Source organism: Cognaticolwellia beringensis, assembly GCF_002076895.1.
GTDB lineage: Bacteria > Pseudomonadota > Gammaproteobacteria > Enterobacterales > Alteromonadaceae > Cognaticolwellia > Cognaticolwellia beringensis.
Map to the genome: position 1 here is coordinate 3,366,966 of NZ_CP020465.1, position 23,878 is coordinate 3,390,843.

General features: G+C 38.3%; 20 protein-coding genes and 1 tRNA gene. 9 read left to right on the plus strand and 12 right to left on the minus strand.

The annotated features are described in order from the left end of the window. Nucleotides 1-121 precede the first annotated feature (121 nt). A complete protein-coding gene (locus tag B5D82_RS14195; protein ID WP_081152430.1) occupies nucleotides 122-1,135 on the minus strand; it encodes an arginine N-succinyltransferase in 1,014 nt (337 codons plus the stop codon). A gap of 370 nt (nucleotides 1,136-1,505) precedes the next feature. Between B5D82_RS14195 and B5D82_RS14205 the strand changes: the two genes are divergently transcribed. Further along, the gene (locus B5D82_RS14205) at nucleotides 1,506-1,934 is read left to right on the plus strand and encodes an Lrp/AsnC family transcriptional regulator (RefSeq protein ID WP_081152433.1); all 429 of its coding nucleotides are present in this window, start codon (nucleotides 1,506-1,508) and stop codon (nucleotides 1,932-1,934) included. 762 nt (nucleotides 1,935-2,696) lie between these two features. Here the strand turns inward: B5D82_RS14205 and radA are convergent. Beyond that, nucleotides 2,697-4,085, minus strand: a complete 1,389-nt coding sequence (gene radA, locus B5D82_RS14210) for a DNA repair protein RadA (protein ID WP_081152435.1) — start codon at nucleotides 4,083-4,085, stop codon at nucleotides 2,697-2,699. A gap of 363 nt (nucleotides 4,086-4,448) precedes the next feature. Between radA and B5D82_RS14215 the strand changes: the two genes are divergently transcribed. After that, nucleotides 4,449-6,902, plus strand: a complete 2,454-nt coding sequence (locus B5D82_RS14215; protein ID WP_081152436.1) for a PilZ domain-containing protein — start codon at nucleotides 4,449-4,451, stop codon at nucleotides 6,900-6,902. Nucleotides 6,903-6,959: 57 nt separating this feature from the next. On the opposite strand, the gene serB is transcribed toward B5D82_RS14215, so the two are convergent. Continuing rightward, on the minus strand, nucleotides 6,960-7,994 hold the full coding sequence (gene serB, locus B5D82_RS14220; protein ID WP_245807480.1) for a phosphoserine phosphatase SerB: 1,035 nt from the start codon (nucleotides 7,992-7,994) through the stop codon (nucleotides 6,960-6,962). Between the two features lie 107 nt (nucleotides 7,995-8,101). Between serB and B5D82_RS14225 the strand changes: the two genes are divergently transcribed. Continuing rightward, the gene (locus tag B5D82_RS14225; protein WP_081152438.1) at nucleotides 8,102-8,704 is read left to right on the plus strand and encodes an AhpA/YtjB family protein; all 603 of its coding nucleotides are present in this window, start codon (nucleotides 8,102-8,104) and stop codon (nucleotides 8,702-8,704) included. 5 nt (nucleotides 8,705-8,709) lie between these two features. Here B5D82_RS14225 and B5D82_RS14230 read toward each other — a convergent pair whose 3' ends face one another. The 4 genes from B5D82_RS14230 to prfC form a co-directional block, all read right to left on the minus strand. After that, on the minus strand, nucleotides 8,710-9,519 hold the full coding sequence (locus tag B5D82_RS14230) for a TatD family hydrolase (RefSeq protein ID WP_245807481.1): 810 nt from the start codon (nucleotides 9,517-9,519) through the stop codon (nucleotides 8,710-8,712). Between the two features lie 49 nt (nucleotides 9,520-9,568). Next, nucleotides 9,569-10,684 carry an HDOD domain-containing protein gene (locus tag B5D82_RS14235; RefSeq protein WP_081152439.1) on the minus strand — a complete coding sequence of 372 codons (1,116 nt, stop codon included), beginning with the start codon at nucleotides 10,682-10,684 and terminating at the stop codon, nucleotides 9,569-9,571. A 26-nt stretch (nucleotides 10,685-10,710) separates the two neighbouring features. Continuing rightward, nucleotides 10,711-12,450 (minus strand): arginine--tRNA ligase, encoded by a 1,740-nt coding sequence (gene argS, locus B5D82_RS14240; protein WP_081152441.1) that lies wholly within the window; start codon nucleotides 12,448-12,450, stop codon nucleotides 10,711-10,713. A 158-nt stretch (nucleotides 12,451-12,608) separates the two neighbouring features. Further along, nucleotides 12,609-14,189 (minus strand): peptide chain release factor 3, encoded by a 1,581-nt coding sequence (gene prfC / locus B5D82_RS14245; protein ID WP_081152442.1) that lies wholly within the window; start codon nucleotides 14,187-14,189, stop codon nucleotides 12,609-12,611. A gap of 499 nt (nucleotides 14,190-14,688) precedes the next feature. On the opposite strand from prfC, the gene napF reads away from it, so the two are divergent. The 6 genes from napF to B5D82_RS14275 are packed head-to-tail and all read left to right on the plus strand — an operon-like array spanning nucleotide 14,689 to nucleotide 19,273. Beyond that, entirely contained in the window at nucleotides 14,689-15,192 is a 504-nt protein-coding gene (gene napF / locus B5D82_RS14250) for a ferredoxin-type protein NapF (protein WP_081152444.1), read from the plus strand. Next, nucleotides 15,185-15,358 (plus strand): TIGR02808 family protein, encoded by a 174-nt coding sequence (locus B5D82_RS14255; protein ID WP_081152445.1) that lies wholly within the window; start codon nucleotides 15,185-15,187, stop codon nucleotides 15,356-15,358. The genes napF and B5D82_RS14255 overlap by 8 nt, the downstream gene beginning before the upstream one ends. A 12-nt stretch (nucleotides 15,359-15,370) precedes the next feature. Then, complete coding sequence (locus B5D82_RS14260) at nucleotides 15,371-15,673, plus strand: chaperone NapD (protein ID WP_081152447.1); 303 nt, start codon at nucleotides 15,371-15,373, stop codon at nucleotides 15,671-15,673. Then, a complete protein-coding gene (gene napA / locus B5D82_RS14265) occupies nucleotides 15,670-18,159 on the plus strand; it encodes a nitrate reductase catalytic subunit NapA (RefSeq protein WP_081152448.1) in 2,490 nt (829 codons plus the stop codon). The genes B5D82_RS14260 and napA overlap by 4 nt, the downstream gene beginning before the upstream one ends. A 53-nt stretch (nucleotides 18,160-18,212) precedes the next feature. Beyond that, nucleotides 18,213-18,671: a nitrate reductase cytochrome c-type subunit gene (locus B5D82_RS14270; RefSeq protein ID WP_081152450.1), complete on the plus strand. Its 459-nt coding sequence runs from the start codon at nucleotides 18,213-18,215 to the stop codon at nucleotides 18,669-18,671. A gap of 26 nt (nucleotides 18,672-18,697) precedes the next feature. Next, a complete protein-coding gene (locus tag B5D82_RS14275) occupies nucleotides 18,698-19,273 on the plus strand; it encodes a cytochrome c3 family protein (protein WP_081152451.1) in 576 nt (191 codons plus the stop codon). Between the two features lie 141 nt (nucleotides 19,274-19,414). On the opposite strand, the gene B5D82_RS14280 is transcribed toward B5D82_RS14275, so the two are convergent. The 5 genes from B5D82_RS14280 to aceK all read right to left on the minus strand — a co-directional run bounded on the left by B5D82_RS14280 (nucleotide 19,415) and on the right by aceK (nucleotide 23,603). Further along, on the minus strand, nucleotides 19,415-20,272 hold the full coding sequence (locus tag B5D82_RS14280; RefSeq protein ID WP_081152453.1) for a delta-class carbonic anhydrase: 858 nt from the start codon (nucleotides 20,270-20,272) through the stop codon (nucleotides 19,415-19,417). 296 nt (nucleotides 20,273-20,568) lie between these two features. After that, nucleotides 20,569-21,030: a ribosomal protein S18-alanine N-acetyltransferase gene (gene rimI, locus B5D82_RS14285; protein ID WP_094122810.1), complete on the minus strand. Its 462-nt coding sequence runs from the start codon at nucleotides 21,028-21,030 to the stop codon at nucleotides 20,569-20,571. Beyond that, nucleotides 21,027-21,512, minus strand: coding sequence for a DNA polymerase III subunit psi (locus B5D82_RS14290; RefSeq protein ID WP_081152456.1), 486 nt, complete (start codon nucleotides 21,510-21,512; stop codon nucleotides 21,027-21,029). The genes rimI and B5D82_RS14290 overlap by 4 nt, the downstream gene beginning before the upstream one ends. Nucleotides 21,513-21,658: 146 nt before the next feature. Next, nucleotides 21,659-21,735 (minus strand) — tRNA-Trp (locus B5D82_RS14295). Nucleotides 21,736-21,845: 110 nt separating this feature from the next. After that, complete coding sequence (aceK, locus tag B5D82_RS14300) at nucleotides 21,846-23,603, minus strand: bifunctional isocitrate dehydrogenase kinase/phosphatase (protein WP_081152457.1); 1,758 nt, start codon at nucleotides 23,601-23,603, stop codon at nucleotides 21,846-21,848. Nucleotides 23,604-23,878: the final 275 nt, after the last annotated feature.

A 23,878-nucleotide genomic window follows, 5' to 3' on the forward strand; every position in this document is an offset into this window, starting at 1 on the left:
CATTAATTGTTTGTGCTGCTAAATATTTTAACTACTGAAGCGGCAATCAATCTCGTATACACACTACTCGTATGCATGGTGATAGCTTGACTAAGGATTAATTGATAACAAGGCGACTTGATTAATTCTCAACCATTGTTAACCAGTCTCCGTCTATAACATTTAAGGCAAGCGCCACCTCGGCAGTGATCAGCACATATTCTATGGTTAAGACGAGGTTAATTTGTGCAGCCCTAAAGCCCGACAGCTTGTGGTTACATGCTATATATTTCTTTTGGTTGTTTTCTACAGTGGAAATTTTTACCCTTTTTGTTTCACTGAACATCACTGTTCTGATCTTCTCAAGCGGGCATATAACCGCGGGGCCGGCATCATTGACCCCTATGTAGTCACCGGATTTAAATCCTTCTTTTTCTAACAAAGCCAGTGCAGGTAGAGTGTCCGGATGCACCTGATTTATAGCATCTCGTGCACTTTTCGACATCAGGCTGGTATACAAGGGGTGCTTAGGCATTAGCTCGCTTGCAAATCTCATATCTCCTATACCAATACAATGATTTGAGAGAGAAAAACTAATGTTGCAAAAGTGCTGCTCAAACCAAGACCAAAACGGTGATTGATTATGCTCGTCACCATAACCACGCATTTCTGCCATTATTTTCGCAGAGAATCGCTGTTTGTGTGCAGCCATAAACATAAACCGAAATCGAGACAACGCACGGCCATTGCCGTTAACTCTGTGACTACCTTTTAGGTATAAAGAACAAATTTCTGTGCTTGCGGCTAAATCTGTACACAGGGTTAAAGTCTGATGTTCTTTGCGAAGTTTCAGATGTTCAGAGTTATGCACACATTGCTCAATGCGATGGTGATATAAGGGCGTTTTTACTCCAACTGAGGCCTCAATGCCACTGGTACCGACAACTTCTGAGTTTGAGGTATCTTGCATTACAAATAGGTAGCCCTGCTGACCTGGCTCAGTGATTTTGACATCAAATGAACGCAATGAATGTTCAATCCGCTCTTTGAGAACTAGCCTATCATCAGGAAAGGAGGTAAACCCGTTGCCAGAGTCAATGGCTATCTGATGCAAAGCGTCAAAGTCATCTAGTGTGATAGGACGAATAATGATCATGACATAACCATCGCAATTTGTTTATTTTGCCGATGTAAGGTGTCAACTAAATCCGTAGGACAATGTCGTTGATTATTCGAGGCTATTGTCTTGGTAAAGCCAACAAATACGATGTTATGTTGGTTCCTATTCCGAGTCGCTTTATCTTTAACTCGTGTAATCTGACTAGGGGAATAACTCTGCAGTATTACCTGATCATATAATTCATTTTTTATTTCACAAAGGCTCGACATAACAGATCTTTTTGTTGAATGATGCTTGCCATTATCTTTTAAACACCTGTCAACTTTAAGTAGCATAATTATCAATTTAATGTATTATTTTTTACAAAACGTCACACATATGTAGCAAAAGTTATAAAGGTAGTTCCATGATCACTGAAGCGGAAGAGAAACTTCTTACGGTTTTAAAGAAAGATGTTCGGGCAAGCATTTCGGATATTGCTCGAGAACTGAAAATTTCACGGGCGACCGTACATGTGCGCATTGAGAAACTTGAGCGAATTGGAGTGATTAAGGGCTATAGTTTGGAATTAGGAAAAAACTATCTGAATAATTTTATTTCAGCACACGTTTCCATTGCAACCCAACAGGAAAAATCATTGCAAGTCAGATCGACTTTATTAAAAACACAGGATATTACAGAGGTTCATTCAGTCAATGGGGAATATGATCTTATCGCTGTGATCAAAACGAAAACCTCAGAAAACCTCGATGACATTCTACATAAGATTGCCACGATTGAGGGGGTCTTACGTACTAATTCTTCGATAATACTGACGACTAGATATTCTGATTAAAGTATTAAAGAATTAAAGTATTGAAGTGACTCAAGCTAGTAAAATTTCAAGCTATTGAAGATAGGTCTTAGCTATTTTTATTACGCTTTTATTTCGCTGTAATTAAAAGATCTTTTTGGGTTTTACCTCTATAGAACAAGGGGTAGGTTTTATAAGGGGAGGGTATTGTCATGTATGAACATGACCAATCCCGTACTGATATTCTTATAGGCTAATGCAACTAACGCTTTTATTAACTATTAACTTTAATAAGTACTTTATTGAAGCAGTAAAATTACAAATTAACTACAGGTAACTACAGGTAAGTTCAGCTGCTGATATCATTAACCGTTGTGTAAAATAACTCCCTAAAACTCTCTTGAAGTCGCTGAAAGTGGTTCGGGTATAGGTTTTCGGGTATAGGTTTAAGTCTTTCAAAGCGAATTGTGATCAATCATTGAGGAGACTTTTTTTATCTCACACGCCGCAATACCCCTTACTTCAGCTGTATCTTGGTTTGTGCAGTCACTCACTTATATGATTAAATTATACTGACTGACTGATTGTTAGCTTCAATACTATGTAACGTAAGGCCGTGAGGTTTTGAGTGGTAAATTTGACCATTTTGTGTTCACAGTTTCCATAAAGCAGATAGATTATTACGTCTGCTTTTATAAATACTTAACGTTTACAGTCTCCAAAATAAGAATATAATTGACTGGCAAGATCAGATGCAATTGAGTGGCACTGATGGTCGATATTTGCCACTCAGCTATCAATCTACTATTTGATCAGCTCAATTAATTCATGAATAGTTTTTACCGGGGTAATTTTTGCGCCTAAACCTTCCATCGATTTATGGTAATTTCTAAACGGAATGAATATTTCCTTAAAACCATGTTGAGCGGCTTCTTTTACTCGCGGAACTCCACTGTCTATCGGGCGTACATCGCCATTTAAACTCAGCTCACCCATGATACAAGTTGTCCTTGGAATAACAAATTCATTCAAGCTGCTTAACAATGCGGTGACCAGCGCAAGATCAATACAGGTTTCAGACTCATCTATTTTAAGGCCACCAATAATATTGAAAAAAGTATCATGATAAATTTTAGTTTTGGTATGTTTGCGTAAAATGCCGGTAAGCATTTTTATGCGATTCATATTCAAACCAACACAAACTCGTTGTGGAAATTCGGCTTCGGTTTCTGTGGTTAAACACTGAATTTCTAGTAATAAATTCCGGTTGCCTTTTCGTATACAAGTTATCGCTGAGCCCGGAGATTCAGTGCTCGAGCCCGATAAAAATATTTCGCTTGGGTTGTCAACGCTTAGCATGCCGCGTTCACACATTTTAAAAATACCGACAGTATCAATATCACCAAAGCGATTTTTATTGGCTCTTAATGTGCGTATTTGGCCATCATTTGTGTCGATATGCAGTAGTGCATCAACAATATGTACTAAGGTTTGAGGCCCAGCTATTTCATTATTTTTATTAACGTGGGCAATAAGAAACATGGTGACGTTATTTTGTTTACAGTATTGCGTTAATGCCTGCGCAGCACTTTTTACTTGTGACGGAGAACCAGGGCTGCCATTGGCATTATCGGTAACTACTGCTTGAATAGAGTCAATAACAGCAAACTTAATTTTCTTTTGCTCTAGCTCTTCAATAATCGCTTCAACACTGGTTTCAGACAATAAATACAATTCGTCAGGATTATAATCAAGCTTTAAGCGTTGCACCCTGTTTTTGAACTGCGAAAGCGATTCTTCCGCGGTACAGTAAAGTGAAGGCATTAATTGTGACATACGGGAAACTAAATCGGAAAGCAGGGTGGTTTTACCCGCCCCCGGATCGCCTGAAATAATATTGACTGAGCCAGTAGTAACACCGCCACATAATACACGGTCAAGCTCACCAATGCCGGTTAGCTGTTTTTCAGCCTCAGTGGTTTCAACCTCATTAATTTTTTTAGAACCACCCCCCGTACCACCAGCGTAACCTCCAGATGAGGTACGACTTTTGGTGGCACTTTTACTCTGACTAGGAGAGATTTTCATTTCAGCTAAGGTATTCCATGCGCCACATCGGCATTGACCTTGCCAACGAGGGTAGTTCATACCGCAGTCGGTACAAACGAATTCTATTTTTGCTAACTTTGCCATTTGCTGCCTATTTCAAAAATTAATATTTTAACCAATTATCATTAGTCAAAATTATGACAAAAAACCAGATTAATATATATTTATAGCTGTTTGTCAGTGAAATTGTTTATCTATATTTTTATGTTTATAATCAGTTGCTTAAATAGTTTGGTGTAAATTTTATTGTTTCAAGCGAAGGTTTATTGTTTTTCTACCTCTATAGTTATTTAACAGGTATGGTTATTGCTTTAAAACAGTTAAATATAAATGGGTTACTTTTCAAAGTAGTGTCTAGTCATGTAGTGTTAATTTTATAACAAGCCACATATACTAGCGCAAAACACGATAAGTAGTTTTCTTTATTGTAAAGATATTGAAGCGTAAATGAATAAAGATTTTTCAAAATATCAAAAAATTATTGATGAATTTAGTGGCCAAGTCTTAATTAGTGACTTTGAAGCTAGGTTTAACGCTGTCACAAAAAGCATGTCGAAGACTGAAAGCTTCCTGTTAAAAATGGAATTAAAACGACTTGCAGCGCCTTGTAGTCGGCTGATTGATTTACGAGGACATGTGGATGGCGAATGTAAAGCTTTTGAGCATGAAGAAAGAATTCACTTTTTAGATAGAATTGCCAGCGTGGTTTTCACTGAATTTTTTTCGCGATATGGCGGCTACACTATAGGTGTATACGAAGCTGTAATGAATACTGAGAATAACTTTCGAGTTATTTATCAAAAAGAGAAAAGTAAGGTAACTAAAAGCCAACCTGAGGACACAGGAAAAATATTAGAAAAACCTCAGTTTCCGGCACAATTTTACCGTTTTGGCACTTATTATGATCGCGCCGAAGAGCGAATGAACTTTGTTATTCCAATTAAAGTTTCGATAGCTGATGAGCGTGATTTTGAATGTTCAACTTCAGATCTAAGTATTCATGGCTGTAAATTCAGAGTTAATGATTTAAGCACTATTAATATAGGCCAACAAATAACGCTGCGCTTTACTGGTTTAGAAGAACAATACCAATTAACTGATGATAGCGACTTAATCTACGAAGTTAAAAATGTCACCATTTTAGATAATATGCAATTGGTCGGTGTTAAAAGAGTGATCGAAGATCTATCGAATTCAGATAGTTTTTCAAAATACCTGATTAGTTTTATTCAGAGCAATAAGCGACGTTACAAAATCAATTTAGATAATACCATTAGCGCATTAAAAACACGCAGTTTTGAACAGTTTGTTATGCCAAAGTCCAATGAATTGCCGGTTTTTATTGAAAAGAACGCTAAGCTTTTAACCCCTAAATATGCGCTAACTTGTAATAATAACCAAGATATTTACCAGTATTGGCAGGATGAAAGTCATTATTCGACGTTATATTGTTTAATATCGCAAGAGCGAATTATTCGACTTAAAAAATTAGCTTTATCCGGGAAATCATTATTAGTATTTAGTTTTATACATAAAAGTAAAGGTAAGTCATATTTTTATACTGCAGATGAAATACAGCTGAGTGATGATCCTGAGTTTATGCAGCAATTCTTGGGGTTTTCTGCGTCAAAAGAGTATTTCTCGGTTTCTCAATTAAGCTTGTTGGATGTAGATACAAGCCGCGCCGAATCTCACTTTACGTTATCAAATAGTATTACGCAGAAAAATGAATATTTAAATGCCCCTGTATCTGAAGAGGTTAAGGTACTTTTAGCTAAAACACCTTATATTGTTGTGATAAGTGATGTTACGCATGATGAAACGGTACAAGCATATAAGGCGTTGTCTTATGAGGGAATTAATACGGTTAAATTGAAAAGGTTTGGTCATAAACGTTTAAGTAAACCGTTCAGTGTTGATGAAGTTGGCATAAACTATAGAAATCAGCGACAAGAATTACGCTTTACATATAAAACACCGGCTAATATTGAAATTGACAATGTTATCTCGCCAGGTTTTTCACTTAATTTCTCAACATCGGGTTTAAAAATTGTGCTTGATAAAGCAACAGCCTTGGTGGCAGGTAATATTGTTCATTTAGCTTTGCCTAAATTGCAACAAATCACTTCGGCGTTCGATTTAACTGGCTTACCCTATGAAGTCATACGGGTTAATCGTACTAAAACTATCGTTAATTTAAGAGTTTATATTGAAAAACATCAACATATAGGCCGTAAGTTTTTTAAAGCATTAATTGATAAAAACCGTCATAAATTAACCTCAGACGAATATGCTCAGTCTAATCCTGGCTTAGCTAAAGCCCTGAGGAATATTTACAGTGCAAGTACAAAGCTACCGACACTTGTTGTGCAAACAAGTGGTAGCCGTTATAAGTCAAACGTTATTGCAAGTGGCGACCCTAGTGGCAAATTAATGGCACAAATGGCGCAATTAAGCGATCGTGAATCTTATTACAACTTATACCCCATATTGGGGCACGCAGATTTTATGAATAACTTGACGGTTAAGCTTAAGAAAATGCAGAACACGGAAACTGCGAGTTCTAAAGTACTTTATATCGCGATTAATCCTAGCGTCGATAGGGTAGATAAGGCAGTAACAATAAAGCTGTCTGTAGAGTTAGATAGTGATGAATTAAAGCAATCTTTTATTCATCAAGCCTTGAAAAACGGCCAGTTTTTCTGTGTGTTGGTGAAACTATCGCGTGCTGGGGGACCTGATATGAACCACTTGAATCCAGAACTTAGCTATATTAGTTCTTACGCCATTCATCGCGGCAAACAAATTGAACAAGAGATTTGGAGCGTCGCGGGTATTGCGCAAGTTTTTGATATCACGCAAGAAGTGATTTTTCGTTATCGTTTAATGCGCAAAGGCTAAATTATAGTGTTAATATTTAGGGCAACTGTGCAACTAGCGAGTTGCCCCTATTATTGATTATTTAAGCCAGTGCAATAAACAATCTAGGCCAGACGTTGTTATGCAAGCATCTGCTTGAGCGAGCACTAAAGGTTTTGCATGAAAGGCAACACCTAAATGTGCAGCTGCCATCATTACCAAATCGTTAGCGCCATCACCCATAGCAACGGTTTGTGTCGTCGCAATATTAAATTCGCTTTGTAATTGCTGCAAACAATCTGCCTTTGCTTTTGCGTCTATTACATCACCTAAAACTTTTCCAGTTAGTTTATGATTTGTGATTTCTAAAACGTTAGCTACGGCGGCGTCTAGTGATAACATTTGTTTTAAATGATCGGCAAAATATGTAAAACCACCTGAGGCAATCGCCACACGCCAATGCTGTTTTTTAAGCGCGATTACTAAGGTTTCTAAACCTTCCATCAGCGGTATATTCTTCGCTACTTGCGCTAATATTTCTTCAGGTGCATTTTGTAGTTTAGCAACACGTTGATGCAAACTTTGGCTAAAATCCAGTTGTCCTTGCATCGCGAGTTCAGTTACTGCTGCTACTTCTTCACCAACACCGGCAAGTGCCGCTATTTCATCAATACATTCAATTTTTATGGTGGTTGAATCCATATCCATTACTAGCAAACCGGGTGATGAAAGTGTTGGTGCATTGAGTAATAATGCGGATTCAATTTTTTCGGCAATATTGAATGTCGACAAGCGATCTCTGGCTTGTTTAATATCGATTACTTTTACACCCAATCTATAGCTTATAGCGTTATTTCGCTGATTAATTTTATACAGGCAGAGCAAACTTATTTCGCACTCGTTGATCAAATTTACTAAGGTGGCTACTTTGATATCACCAAAAACAACAAGCTCGATAGTGTCTGTTACATTCTTTTGGGCTGTCGCATTATCCTGTTCACCTAAAACAAAGGTTTGCTGTGCTTGATCATAATTAATAGCCATATTGTTGGTGGTAGAGTCGACAGGTAACCATTGTGCTAAATTTAAGTGCTGAATATCGTTCAAAGGAAAAGATTTATTTTGGTTTGTCACGGTAATGCCTTATTTGAAAAACACGCTTTAAAACGATTATCCTAGTATAAAATATTTAAATTTAGTTCTATACTGTAGTTATAAAAATGTAGGAAGCAATTCGTTTGATGAAGCAAATAGAACAGCCTTTATACCCTAAATTATCGTCGATTTATAATAAAATATTGCAATTAGCTATAGCTATTTTGTTGATTGTTTTATTGATGGATTTTTGGGTGACTAGTCGCGACACTCAACAAATGCATATTCAAGATCATGCCAATAAAATTGGTAAGCTTTACTTGGCACAAGCCGCAACAAGCGCTATGCCTTATTTAGCGCAAAAACCAAACCAGTTACAACAATATACCGATACCTTAGTTCAGCAGCCATTAGTAAAAAGTGTCCATATATATGGTATTACAGGGCAAGCCATGGCAAGTTCTGAGCAAGCAGAGTCGATTAATGATCTTTTTGGTATTAGCATTAGAAAAATAAACCAAACGGGTGATGTATTTCCTTTTGTGCAGGAACTTCGTAGTGACAAGTTACACGGGTATATTAGACTATCGCTTCATCGTTCGATGTTGGCTGATGAACTGGCCGATAATAGCCGTTCTCAATACGATATTATGCGCATATTGATGATAGTTGCGGGTGTTATTGGATTTCTCTTAACGCGTGGTTTAAATCGCTTCAGCCGCCAAGGATTTAGACCTCCAACTAAATAATGCAGTTAAGAACTTAGCTTAGGTAAAATAGCGGTGATATTTTCTTGCAGTGCGTGGGCAAGAACTTCAGTTGATTCATTGCGTATTTTAGCCAGAGCTTGAAAAACATTAATAAGCTGCAGCGGTGTGTTATTTTCGCCCTGAAAACCATATAATGGCATTGAAGGCGCATCGGTTTCTAATACCAAGCTTGTTATCGGTAAGCGTTTAACTGCTTTAATGGTTTTCTCAGCTCTTGGGTAGGTAATAGTCCCACCAATACCTAATTTAAAACCTAGATCAATGTACTGGCATGCTTGTTGATAACTGCCTGAAAATGCGTGAATAATTCCACCTTGAGGTGTTTTTTTTTCTCTTAGTATACGGGTTATATCTTGATGTGTTCTGCGATGATGAACAATGATAGGTAGACTGAATGATTTTGCTAAATCAATTTGGTGCTCAAAAACTTGAATTTGTAATGCTAAATTATTTTGCTCTTTATCAATTACACCGTCAATCCCTGCTTCCCCAATAGCCACTATATCATCGATATTATTTTTCACTAAGTGAGCTAAATCACTCAAACTATGCTCGGTTAAATCATTAAGAAACCATGGATGAATACCTAAACAAGCATGCAGTGATAATTTTTCGTTTCTGTGTGTTTTGGTCAGTGTAAGCACTCTTTGCCAATTTTTAGGACCAATACTAGGTATAACAATATTACGAATTTTTGCTTGATAACATTGATTAAGTAAACTGGGGAAATCGGCATTAAAATTATCAAAGTCAAGATGACAATGGCTATCGGTAAAGCTCAAGGTATTTTCCATCTTAACTCCTGTGGTGTTTATTAATGCCATGCTTAGACTAAGGAGCAGGCTAAATTAATTTATTCGCCCGTTGGGTGAGTATATCAATAACGTCGTTTAATTTATAATGACTAATAAATTCAGCGTTGGGTGTTTGTTGATGAACAAGCACATTGGCAAGATAAACAGCTTGTGCTGTGCCGAAGGATTTTTGTAATAGCTTTTCGGGGCGGTGATGTAAAATAATGGCTTCAATTATGTGGTAGGAAAAACCCCACATATGCAATAAATAACCACCAACATGGCAGTGATCACTAGCAAACATTTTATTTTCTAAATCGATATTATTGTCATCGCTCACACGGTGCAAAAAGAATAACTCGGTGGTTTTTTCATTCATCTCAAATAATACAACTTTACCAATGTCGTGTAATAAGCCCGCGATCATGGTGTCTTGTTTTAATTCTGGCTTGACCATTGAAGCCGCAAGTTTTGCTGTGGCTAAACAATGCAATTGCTCATCCTGGATTGAAAAACCTTTGATCTTTGGCGCATAAGAGAATAGTTCGGCGGTCATTACAATGCAGCATAAGGTGTCAATGCCCATTTTAGTGATGGCATCTGAAATATTCATCATCGGCTTTGAACCGGTCGCAAAAGTATGATTAGAGAACTGAAGCACTTTGGCTGTTAGTGCAGGGTCTTGTTGAATAATTTGAGCAATTTTTTGTGAGTCTGTATTACTTTCTTTTAAGGTAGCATTTAGCTGCATATAAACTTTAGGCGGGCTAGGTAGCGTTTTTATATTAGCAACGGTTTTTACAATAATATCTTTAGTGATGGCTTTATTATGATTCGCCAAATTAGCGATGGTGCTAATAATGGTTTTACATTCTATAGGTTGAGCAAAAGAATAATGTGCATTGTTTTGCGTTTGTTGTTCATTATTGCTAATTAAAATACGAACAATGGCTGGAAATTTTTTGGCGATCATTGCAAAAATAGTGTTGCCATCTTTTTTATCAACGATGGCAGCACTTATTACAACTGTAAACTTGTGCTTTGAAAGTGCTGATATTGCAGCGTTTAAGCCATTTACATGCGCAAACTTAGCTCGAGACTTAGTAAGGTCTTGTTTAAGCTCGAGCAGCTGGTTCTCAGTGTTATCAATGAGTAATATTTTCATTTACAGCATATTGTCCCGTAGATATTTTACATGCGTTCCATAACGTCGATACCTAAAATATCTAATCCTTGCTTTAAGGTATTTGCAATAATGTAGCTAAGGGCTAGCCTTGATTGTTTAACGTCATCAGCAATATCATCTTTTAATATTGGGCAAGCTTCGTAAAAGCTCATGTAAAGACTCGCAAGTTCATACAAGTAATTACACAACAGGTTTGGTGTACATTCGCTAATGACAGAATCTATCACGTTTTCTAACTGTAATAGTTTTAGCGCTAGCGCTTTTTCTTGTGGCTCGATAATAACAATGGCCGGTAAGCCATCGTTAGCTGAGAAATCAGCCTTAGTGAAAATACTTTTAATACGCGAATAAGCATATTGTAAGTAGGGTGCTGTAGCGCCTTCAAAACTGAGCATGGTTTTCCAGTTGAAAATATAATCGCTAGTACGGTTTTTTGATAAGTCAGCAAACTTAACCGCGCCAATCCCTACTTTTTCAGCAATTTCAGTTAAATGCGCTTCGGTATAATCAGGATTTTTTTCGGCGATAACAACTTTTGCTCTAACCACTGCTTCATCGAGTAATTCGGCGAGTTTAATCGTGCCACCGGTACGGGTTTTAAAAGGCTTACCATCGTCTCCCATCATCATGCCAAATGGGCAATGGTCATAACCTACATGCTCCGGTAAGAAACCGGCTTTACGGGCAACGATTTCAACTTGTTTAAAATGCAACGCTTGGCGAGCGTCAGTAAAAATAATAATTCGGTCGGCTTTTAATTCACCAACACGGTAGCGACACGCAGATAAATCTGTTGTTGCATATAAGTAACCGCCACCGGATTTTTGTACAATAAATACAGAAGGGTCGCCGTCTTTATTGGCCATTTCGTTAATAAAAACAACTTTAGCGCCTTGGTCTTCAACGGCTATTTTTTGTGCCATTAATTCATCAATAACATTTGATAAATCATCGTTATAAGCACTTTCGCCCATAATGTCTTTACGCGCTAATGTGACATTAAGTTTTTTATAAATGTCTTCACTGTGGCTAATTGAAATATCAATAAACTGCTGCCATAGTGTTGCGCAATGTGCGTCGCCACTTTGCAATCTTACGACATAATCGCGGGCACGATCAGCAAAGCCGTCTTCGTTATCAAAACGAATTTTTGCTTCACGATAGAAATTTTCTAGATCTGATAGGGCCGTTTCAGCCACTTCATTCGAGGCTAGTTTATCGCTTAAGTGAGCGAGTAACATACCAAACTGCGTGCCCCAATCACCCATGTGATTTTGACGAATAACATGTTCACCACGAAACTCAAGCGCACGAACAACCGCATCGCCAATAATGGTTGAGCGTAAGTGTCCTACGTGCATTTCTTTAGCGAGGTTTGGCGCAGAATAATCAACCACAACGTTCTGTGGTTTTTCTGACTGGTTTACACCTAAGTTTTTATCGTTCGATATTTGGTTTAATTGTGCTGCTAACCAGTTTTGGTCTAAATGAATATTAATAAAGCCAGGGCCTGCTAATTCAACTTTTTCAGCAATACCCGTTAAGTCGAGTGCTTCAACCACTTTGGTTGCTAATTCACGAGGGTTGGTTTTTAATTTTTTAGCTGCACCCATAACACCGTTGGCTTGGTAATCACCAAAATTTGCTCGGTTAGATAAACTTATCGCAGGATTTGTGCCTTCAGGTAAACCTGCTGCTGTCATTGCTGCACTAACTCTTTCACTTAGGATGTTACTAATATTCATTTTATTTAACTCTTATTCTATTAAGGCTCAAGTGTGTGGCATTTACTTGAGTGAATAAGCCTAATGTTATTGACTAGGCTTATGGGTAAATTACGTGATTAACTTTTACTTGTCATCAACTGCTTGTCATCAACTGCGCTAAATTAACCTACTGGAGATTAATGCTCGCGTGTTTTGTGAAACTTAATATCTGGATGACGTTCTTGCGCTAGGCTTAAGTTCACCATAGTCGGGGCGATGTAAGTTAAGTTATTACCGCCATCCAATGCTAGGTTGTCATAAGCTTTCTTTTCAAATTGCTCAAACGTGCGTTCATTGTCGCAAGTACACCAACGCGCTGTTGCTACGCTGATAGGTTCGTAAATAGCGTCAACTTTGTATTCAGTTTTTAAACGTTGCACAACCACTTCAAACTGCAATACACCGACCGCGCCAACGATCATATCGTTAGAGTTGAAAGGTCTAAATACCTGCACTGCACCTTCCTCTGATAACTGGATTAAACCTTTTTGCAATTGCTTCGCTTTAAGTGGATCGCGTAATCGAATTCTTCGGAACATTTCAGGGGCAAAGTTTGGTATGCCGCTAAACTTCATATCCTCACCAGCGGTAAAAGTGTCGCCAATTTGAATACTGCCATGGTTATGTAATCCAATAATATCGCCAGCATAAGCTTGCTCAACATTAGAGCGGTCACCGGCCATAAAGGTTACAGCGTCAGCAATTCTTACGTCTTTGCCGATGCGCACTTGTTTCATTTTCATGCCTTTTTCATACTTGCCTGAACAAATACGAATGAAAGCAATACGGTCACGATGTTTAGGATCCATATTGGCTTGAATTTTAAAAACAAAACCTGAGAATTTTTCTTCTTCAGCATTAACAATGCGAGTATCAGTTTCACGAGGTAAAGGTTTTGGTGCCCAGCGAGTTAAGCCGTCAAGCATATGGTCAACACCAAAGTTACCCAATGCGGTACCAAAAAATACTGGTGTAAGCTCACCTTTTAAAAACTCTTCAAGGTTAAACTCATGTGACGCGCCAGCAACCAGCTCTAATTCTTCGCGTAAATCTTCAGCGTAGCCACCAATAACTTTATCTAATTCTGGGTTATCAATACCTTTAATAACGCGCTTTTCTTGAATGGTGTGGCCTTGACCTGTTTGATATAAAAATATCTCATCGGTTAAGATGTTATACACGCCTTTGAACTCTTTACCCATGCCAATTGGCCAGGTAATAGGGGCACATTTAATTTTTAGTACGTCTTCAACTTCATCCATGACTTCCATTGGGTCACGTACATCGCGATCCATTTTATTCATGAAAGTAATTATCGGGGTGTCACGCAGACGAGTAACTTCCATTAATTTAATGGTACGGGCTTCTACACCTTTAGCTACATCGATTACCATTAAACAAGAGTCAACGGCGGTTAAGGTACGGTAAGTATCTTCTGAGAAGTCTTCATGACCCGGCGTATCGAGTAAATTAACTAAGCAGTTGTTATAGGGAAATTGCATCACAGAAGTAGTAATTGAAATACCACGTTCTTTTTCCATTTCCATCCAGTCAGATTTCGCATGTTGCCCCGACTTTTTACCTTTTACAGTACCGGCTTTTTGTAAAGCTTGACCAAAAAGTAAAACCTTTTCAGTGATCGTCGTTTTACCCGCATCAGGATGAGAAATAATAGCGAAGGTGCGTCGAAGGTCGACTTCCTGCTGTTGTACAGACATGCAAATTACCTGTTTTAAAAGTGGATGAATAGAATTTAACTAAAATTTTAAAGCGCAACATTATATCGAAAACAAGTGCGAAGGGCAGTAACAATATCTTGTATTTTAATTTTAATTTCAATTTTTTACCACGATAGTTAAAGGTTCCTGCCAGGAAGTGCTTAACTTAAACAATAACAGTGGATATTTCAGCTCATTACGCACTTTAAAGTAAGAGTGAATAAGTCGTTATTATGTAAAAAACACTTCAAAAATTATTTAAATGTACATAGCTAAAATGAAAATAACTTCGCATGGTTAACAACTAATTTCATTTTAGGGCTAATCATTCTTACCTTATTCAGGTTTTATCTATTAAGTACAAGAGAAACTTGATTTACATCAAGTAACGCACTGATTAAATGCAGTATCGTCAGTTAATAATGTTTGCATGTGATCTATGTCACTTAATTAACTTGGAAAAATATAGTTGTTTTATCTTTTCAGGTAGAGGGGATTTATGGTTGATTTAAGCCGTCGTAACTTTATGCGAGCTAAGCATGTTTCTACACCGTCAGCGATTAGATTACCTTGGACCGTGGACGAAAAGTTATTTACCCAAGGCTGTACGCAATGTGGCGATTGCATGGATGCTTGTGAGGAAAATATCATTGTTAAAGGTGATGGTGGTTTTCCTGAAATTAATTTTTTTGCTGGAGAATGTACATTTTGTCAACAATGTGTAAAGGCTTGCAAAGAGCCATTATTCACACCTTTGGGCGCTGTCCCTTGGCAGTTAACTATTGAAATTGAAGCAAGTTGTTTAGCTAAAAATCAGGTGCACTGCCAAGTTTGTCAGGACAGTTGTGAGTCTGAAGCCATTAACTTTACCTACCTTCATGGAAGTGTGCCTCAACCTGAAATTACATTGGTTGATTGCACGGGGTGCGGCGCGTGTGTTGCTATTTGCCCTGAGTCGGCAATAAACCTGTCAACAGGTCTGTTAGGAGTAAATAATGAGTGATTTAGAACAGTTAATATGGAATGTTTTGGGCTATACCTCAATGCCATTGATATTTATTTTTGGCTTTATCGCCACAGCCTTAGTCGCGGTATTTATTTTAAAAGTATTTGGCGCTAAGCCTGCAGCCGTGCTTGAGCATTCAGCAAAAGCAAATGAAAAATTATAAGAGGGCAAAAATGTGATTAATCTTTTAGAAGAAAGCCCAGTAAATATTGCCGGCGTTATGTTTATGGCTTACCCAGACAAAGCGGCTAAAGTTGCTGATGATTTGCAAGCATTTCCTGGTGCTGAAATACATGCAACTGGCGAAAATGGCAGTTTGGTTTTCACCGTAGAGGGGCTTGAAGGAGAAACCAATCCTGCCAAACGCATCATAGATACCATTACAGACATGAGCAATGTCTCAGGTGTTATCTCTTCATCACTAATATTTCATCATAACGATGCCGGTTTACCACAGCATCAGGGGAAAGCATTATGACCTTAACTCGACGTGATTTTATTAAAGCTAATGCAATTGCTGCAACTGCTGTTGCCGCTGGCGTTGCGGTCCCTGCGTCAGCGACTAACTTGATCACTCAATCGTCTCAAAGCACGATTAAATGGGACAAAGCCCCTTGTCGGTTTTGTGGCACGGGTTGTAGTGTATTAGTCGGTACTCAACATGGCAAAGTGGTAGCAACGCAGGGCGATCCCGAAGCAGAAGTTAATAAAGGCTTGAACTGTATAAAAGGCTATTTTCTCTCGAAAATTATGTACGGTAAAGACCGATTAACCCAACCTTTATTAAGAATGACTGATGGTGAATACGATAAAGAAGGCGACTTTTCGCCGGTAAGTTGGGGCAAAGCCTTTGATGTCATGGCTGATAAATTTAAAGCCGCAATCAAGAAGAAAGGACCAACATCAGTCGGCATGTTTGGCTCTGGTCAATGGACAGTTTGGGAGGGATATGCTGCTTCTAAGTTGATGAAAGCAGGCTTCTTGACTAATAATATTGACCCGAATGCCCGTCATTGTATGGCCTCAGCTGTTGGTGGCTTTATGCGTACCTTTGGTATCGATGAACCTATGGGCTGTTACGATGATTTGGAAAATGCTGATGCCTTTGTACTTTGGGGCTCAAATATGGCAGAAATGCATCCTATTTTGTGGTCGCGACTCACCGACCGCCGTTTAAGTGCACCGCACGTTAAAGTTAATGTGCTATCAACTTATAAGCACCGTAGTTTTGAACTTGCCGATAATGGCATGATTTTCACACCACAAACCGATTTAGCTATTTTAAACTTTATCGCTAATTACATTATTCAAAATAATGCCGTTAATAAAGACTTCATGAAAAAGCATGTTAATGTGCGTGAAGGCGTTACCGATATTGGTTATGGCTTACGTCCAACGCATCCATTAGAAAAAGCGGCTAAAAATGCCGGTAGTGGTGAGTCAAAACCGATGACATTTGAAGCTTATGCTAAGTTTGTCAGCACTTATACGGTTGAGTCTGTATCAAAATTATCGGGTGTGCCAGAAGCTAATTTGATTGAAATGGCGAAGTTGTACGCTGATCCTAAAGTGAAAGTCACCTCATTTTGGACCATGGGATTCAATCAACATACTCGTGGTGTTTGGGCTAATAATTTAATGTACAACGTGCATTTATTAACGGGAAAAATTTCTGAACCAGGCAATAGCCCGTTTTCTTTAACCGGGCAGCCTTCAGCTTGTGGAACCGCGCGAGAAGTCGGAACATTTTCACATCGTTTACCGGCTGATTTACAAGTTGCAAACCCTAAACATAGAGCGATAGCTGAGAAAATTTGGCAGTTGCCAGAGGGGACTATTCCACCTAAACCTGGTTATCATGCCGTATTACAAAATCGTATGTTAAAAGATGGCAAACTCAATGCTTATTGGGTGATGTGTAATAACAATATGCAAGCGGCGCCGAATATTAATGAAGAGGCAATTCCGGGTTATCGTAATCCAGAAAATTTTATTGTCGTGTCAGACCCTTATCCCACCGTTACTGCACAAGCTGCTGATCTTATTTTACCGACGGCGATGTGGGTAGAAAAAGAGGGTGCGTACGGTAATGCCGAACGTCGGACACAATTCTGGCATCAACAAGTGAATGCGCCAGGTGATGCGCGATCAGACCTTTGGCAATTGGTGGAGTTTTCTAAACGTTTTAAAGTCGAAGAAGTGTGGCCAGAAGCGTTGATTGCGAAACAACCAGAGCTTCGCGGTAAAACGTTATACGACGTGCTATACGCTAATGGTAAAGTGAATAAGTTCCCGATGAGTGAGTCAAAAGGCGATACCAACTTCGAAGGCGATGCTTTTGGTTTTTATATCCAAAAAGGTTTGTTTGAAGAATATGCTGAATTTGGTCGCGGCCATGGTCACGATTTAGCACCGTTTGACCGATATCACGAAGAGCGTGGTTTAAGGTGGCCAGTGGTCAACGGTAAAGAAACCAAGTGGCGCTTTAGAGAAGGCCATGATCCTTACGTAGAAAAAGGCAGTGAAGTGCAGTTTTACGGTCATAAAGATAATAAAGCGGTTATTTTTGCTCTGCCATATGAACCACCAGCGGAATCGCCAGATGAAGAATATAACTTATGGCTGAGCACCGGACGTGTTCTGGAACATTGGCACTCAGGTTCAATGACTGCGCGAGTACCTGAACTTCATAAAGCTTTTCCTGATGCGGTGATTTTTATGCACCCTGATGACGCTAGAGAACGTGATTTACGCCGAGGCGATAAGGTTTTAATGGCGTCTCGTCGAGGCGAAGTTGAATCTCGAGTTGAAACCAGAGGCCGAAACCGCCCCCCGAAAGGATTAGTGTTTATGCCATGGTTTGACGCTAAGCAGCTAGTAAATAAAGTCACCTTAGATGCAACCGACCCGCTGTCAAAGCAAACTGATTATAAGAAATGTGCGGTTAAAGTCACTAAAGCTTAATGTTGAAAAATTAATACATCGATAAATCTATCATCGATGTGTAGGAGAGAGAAATGAAATTATTAACTTTATTAGTTGCTGTTTCTGCGTTTGCTATAACGTTTATAACCATAGCCCAAGAAACGGTTAACCCCGGCGGCTTAGCCACCATTCGAGGGGCGGCAACTATTGATGAAACCCGCCCAGCGGAAAAATTAAAGCGTGTAATTAAGGATAAGAATCCTATCGCGCGTAATTATGTGCATCAACCGCCAGTAATACCTCATCAAATACGAGGTTATCGTGTCGACTTAAACAGTAATAAATGCTTGAACTGCCATAGTTGGAAATATGCCGCAGAAACAGGTGCAACGAAAATTAGCTTAACGCATTATGAAACCCGCGATGGTAAAACCTTATCGGATGTTTCTCCTCGTCGTTATTTTTGCCTGCAATGTCATGTTACACAAGCTGATGCAGCGCCTCTGGTAGATAACACCTTTGAGCCTGTTGAATCTTTAGGTCATGAGTAAATAGTTGCAAAATATAGGAGATTAACATGCTAAAAAATTTGTGGATGTTTTTGAAGTCACCAAATAGTGCCGCATTATGGTTTATTTTAGTGATCGGTTTTGCCGGTGGTGTTATTTTTTGGGGTGGTTTTAACACCGCTTTAGAAGTAACTAACACTGAAGAATTTTGCATTAGCTGTCATGAAATGCAAGACAATGTCTATGAGGAATATCGTGAAACTATTCATTATGCTAATCGCTCAGGTGTGCGAGCTACTTGTCCAGATTGTCATGTACCTAAAAAATGGACAGATAAGATCGTACGTAAAATTGCCGCCAGTAAAGAAGTTTGGGGAATGTTAACCGGCGTTATAGATACTCGCGAAAAATTTGTTGACCATCGACGTTCTATGGCTGAGCGTGAGTGGAAACGAATGAAAGCTAATGACTCTTTAGAATGTCGAAATTGTCATGATTTTGATTATATGGACTTTTCTGAGCAAGGTAATCGCAGTGTTAAGATGCACTCTGACGCTTTAGCTTCAGGTGAAAAAACCTGTATAGACTGTCATAAAGGTATTGCTCATCAGCTTCCAGATATGAAAGGTGTTGATAATTGGTAATGGATAAACCTGAAATACATTCAACATAATTATTTTATCAGGAGTTAGGGCAACAAAAAGTAAAAAAAAGCAAACCCTTGGGTTTGCTTTTTTAATGTTTTTTTTTACTAAATAACTTTGTTACTGAGCAGGATATATTGACTATTTGATTGGCGAAAGAAGTTCAGGATTAGTTACTAGGTTTCTAACACCGTGGGCGTGATCTTCTTTAAACTCATTCCCTTCACACCATTTAGCAACTGAAGCAATGTTAACCTTAGCCACTTCAGGTCGAACACTCCAGGTGACTTGAAGTGGTGAACCCGCTTCGTTATAGCTAGGACCCGTTGTTGAACCGCTATATACAACAGGTTTACCCGTGTTTTTAGGGATATTTAATACTTGGTATTTTCCATTGTTTTCATTAACAGCTGATAATTTATTAAAGTTCAGCGCGTTATCATCATTAACGAGCACATAGACTTGAGTTTCTACTCGCAACTGTGGATTTTTAATTGACTCACTTAAACAAGCACCCAACGTAGCTCCAGGTTTTACTTGCGCTGAAGAGTGGACGTAATGCACTTCAATGGTGTCGCCTGATTGTAAGCTATTATGCGTGCTTGGACATACCGCACTTGGTAATGGTTTACGTTGTTGAGCGGTTAATTCACCTGAATATAAGTAACCCGTTTGATAACCGTGACCATCACCATTGCCGGCATACTTGGTAAATTGACCTCCTTTATGTTCAGCATTCTTGTGAAAATGTATGTTACATAAATTCATGTGGTTGTAAGCAGGGGCTGCGCCAAAATGAATGGTGTTGGTTCCTGCTACAGAATCGATATCTCTTGGCGATTGAGGACCGAAACCTTTATTTTTTGTGTTTTGGGCTAGCTCTGTTCGTTGTGTGGCGACAAGTTCGTCGCTTATTGCGTTCAAGTGAGTTGATTTTGCCTGAACAGTTAGTGATAAAGCCAGTGGCATAATGGCTAAAAGATAATTTTTTTTGTTCATATGTGCTCCATAATTTTACTTGTTCTGTTTAGTAAATATATATTCATCAGCTATTAGATATTATGTGGCCATTAATTGTTTTATTAAAAGCACTAAAAATAATTTTACGAATAGCGCTAAGTAATGAATCATTTAAGTGTTGATTACTGTGTGTTAACTTTTTATTTTGGAAAGTTCGCCTAACATCATGTAATTGCTGACTAATAAGTATTAGAATAATAAGTCGTAGATTAATTTTAACGGTATTTAGAGTATATTACGGTGATATTCGTCTTTATCGATACATTGCAGGATTTTTATAGTTTTTTTGACATCACTATGGCGTCTTCATAGCCAAAACCAGTATTACTTGGGTAATAACCTGTGCGGCGTGATATTTCAGTAAAACCATGATTAATATAAAGCATTTGTGCACTGATGTTTTTTGCTCGCACTTCTAGGAAAATACTTTTGGTCTCAAGTTTTTTACACTGTTCGAAGAACTGTAATAATAATGCTTTACCGTAGCCTTTCCCTTGTTGCTCAGGTGCAACACAAACATCCATCAAGGTTGATTCACCTGCTACGTGCTCACCGACATAAAAGCCAACGATTATATTGTCGATTGTTAGGTATTCAGCAAAATATCGTCCATCAATACAGCTGCGAAAAGTTTTTTCACTCCACGGATGAGGATGACAAGCTAGTTCAATCACCATCAGTTGTTCGACGATATCCTGGTTAACAGGAGTAAATGTAGTGTTTACTGTTTGTGTCATGTTGAGCTTAAAGGTCCAATTGATTGCCATAAATATTTTTTTAATTCTGGCGAGTTTGCAAGGGTTTCTAAATCGGGTGTTTTTAAGCAGTTATGCTTAAATTCAATATTTTTGTTTTGGGTAAACTGCCAATTAATAATACCAAGATCAATTTGATTATGAGTAATAGATAAATCGGCACTGCTTGCACCTATAGAGCTTAGAATATCTTTGAATAACTGCTGTTTAAGTAATGCGTTTAGATTTATTGCAATACTTTCGTCGGGTGCAGATTTTTGGCTAGCATCATGACTTATGTCTTGGTTTGATTTTGATAATAATTGAGAGTTAACAGCAGGAGTTGTGTCGTTATTTTGCTCGGTGCTGTTTTCTGTCTTAGGAGAATTAGCTGACAATGAATTACGGCTGGTTAATGACCGCCTTTGCCAAACGGTAATGCCCATGGCTTGTAATAAATCAAATTGTCTTTTGTTAATGCTCATATCATTTTAGCTATAGTTAAAGTCAGGGTTATCATGACAGAATTTTCAAATAGGAAAAACTAGAATTTGTAAAAAGCTTAAAAGGAAAAGAAAACAAGAAGATACTAGAGAATATTAAGTAGGTTAAATTAATACTCGAAAAAAAATGGCAGGGGTGGAGAGATTCGAACTCCCAACCGTCGGTTTTGGAGACCGCTGTTCTACCAATTGGAACTACACCCCTGCAACAGATTCGAATTATACTGATGCCAAGCTAAAGGTAAAGGGCAAATTTAAAAAAAACGACTGTTCGCCTAAATAAACAGCATATGTGTCGATATTTGCCCAATTAATTTAAGGGTTGTTGCTTTTTTGTTCAGTGCTGGCAGCTTTCCAATAACAGAAACGGGTATTTTCAGGGTAAGGGTAAACATCTGCAAAAACGCCCTTAGCAACACTGGTTTGACAGTCTTGCCAATATTTAGCTTCTAGTAAATTAGCATGGTGTCGTAAAAATGCTTGTCGATATCGATTATTCGCTAAAGCAAATGTGGCGATCTCTTCAGGAAATACATCACCAGGTGCAACTGAATACCATGGTTCAGCAGCGTAAATTTGCTCTTCTGTTACCGCTTCAGGTTTAATACGAAAATTTACTTCATTCATATAAGTAATTTCATCGTAATCATAAAAAATTACCCGGCCATGTCGTGTTACACCAAAATTTTTCAACAACATATCGCCTGGGAAAATATCCGCAGCAATAAGCTGTTTAATGGCTTTACCATAGCCGTACATTGCATCGTCTACTTCTTCGTCACTTGCTGTTGCTAAGAATAAATTTAGTGGCGTCATTTTACGTTCAATGTACATATGTTTAATGATCACTAAATCATTTTCATAGCGCAGTAATGAAGGAGCTACGGTATTGAGTTCTTCGAGTAATTCAGTTGAAAACCGCTGCTTAGGAAAGGCAACTTCTGAGTACTCCATGGTATCAGCCATTCTACCCACTCTGTCATGCAATTTAACTAAGCGGTATTTACCTTTAACATCGGCTCTGGTCATATTTTTACTCGGGGAGAACTTGTCTTTAATGATTTTAAAAACATAAGGGTATGATGGCAGCATAAATACAGACATCACCATGCCTTTAATACCGGGCGCTAGTACAAGCTTGTCATCACTGTTATCGAGGTGATTTAAAAAATCACGATAAAACTGAGTTTTTCCTTGTTTGTGAAAGCCAATAGCGGAATATAAATCAGCACTGGTTTTATGAGGAATTAAGCGATTGAGAAAGTCGACTAAGGCATGCGGGTGCTGGCAATCAACAAAGAAATAGGCACGAGCAAAACCAAAAACTACCGCCATTTGTTCACCCTTGGTGATCAATGCATCAATAAATAAGCCGTCTTTTTCAGTATTTAATAGCGAAATAATAAAGGGAATTTCACCGGCTGGGGAAATTACACGACCAATAACATAGGCACCTTTATTACGGTAAAAAACAGAATCTAAAATATCAAATTGTAAATCTGATAACGGATAGCGTGTTTTATCGGCTTGTTGGCGAAACTTCGAAATAAGGATATTGATGTCTTTTTTCAAATGAGAAAAGGGTACTGAAAATTTATGTCGTTTCATGATTAGGCTAATGGTTTTAAATAGCCCATGTTCATCGGGGTGATAACTGGTGAATATTTTCGGGGTGGGCAATGTGTCTAATCTTGTTGCGGTCGATTGCACAAAAATATAGGCATTATGATAATATTCGCGGGCGAATAAGTGACAAAATATTGAATTATAAAAGCTTTCAGCTAACTCAGGCTGAGGGTGCTTACTCAGTAGTTCTATGTAGCAATTTTTAACATACTGCCAAAGCTCATCATCGAGTTCAGTGATACAAAAGTCTTGCTTGATAGTTGCTAATGTTTCTTCTATGCGTTGATCGTAAAAGTCTGTACGTGCTTTAGCCGCGACTTGAATGTCTTTCCAGCGATGTTGTTCAAAGCGTTGTTTTGCCGTTTGTGTTATTTCACTATAAAGGTAAATATGTCGTTCAAAACCATTGATAATGGTTTTGGCGATGGCGAATGCAAGATTTTTCATTAGTTTACCTACTAAAGTGTTGTTTGATTTCAGCATACGTCAAAATATAGCTTTTAGGTGATTATTTTTAAACTATAGTCGCTATTTATTAACGTGATAGCCTTAAACGCTTAAGCTATATTGCTGCCATAATCCAAGCTTAGTTATATATCTTCACCACTTCAATATAGAGCTTCAGAGTTAAGCTGGAAATTGATCAAGGCACGATACGATAATAATGGCTACTCTCTTAAATCGCTAACCGCTCTCTAACCCTTTCTCAACTTACTGAAATT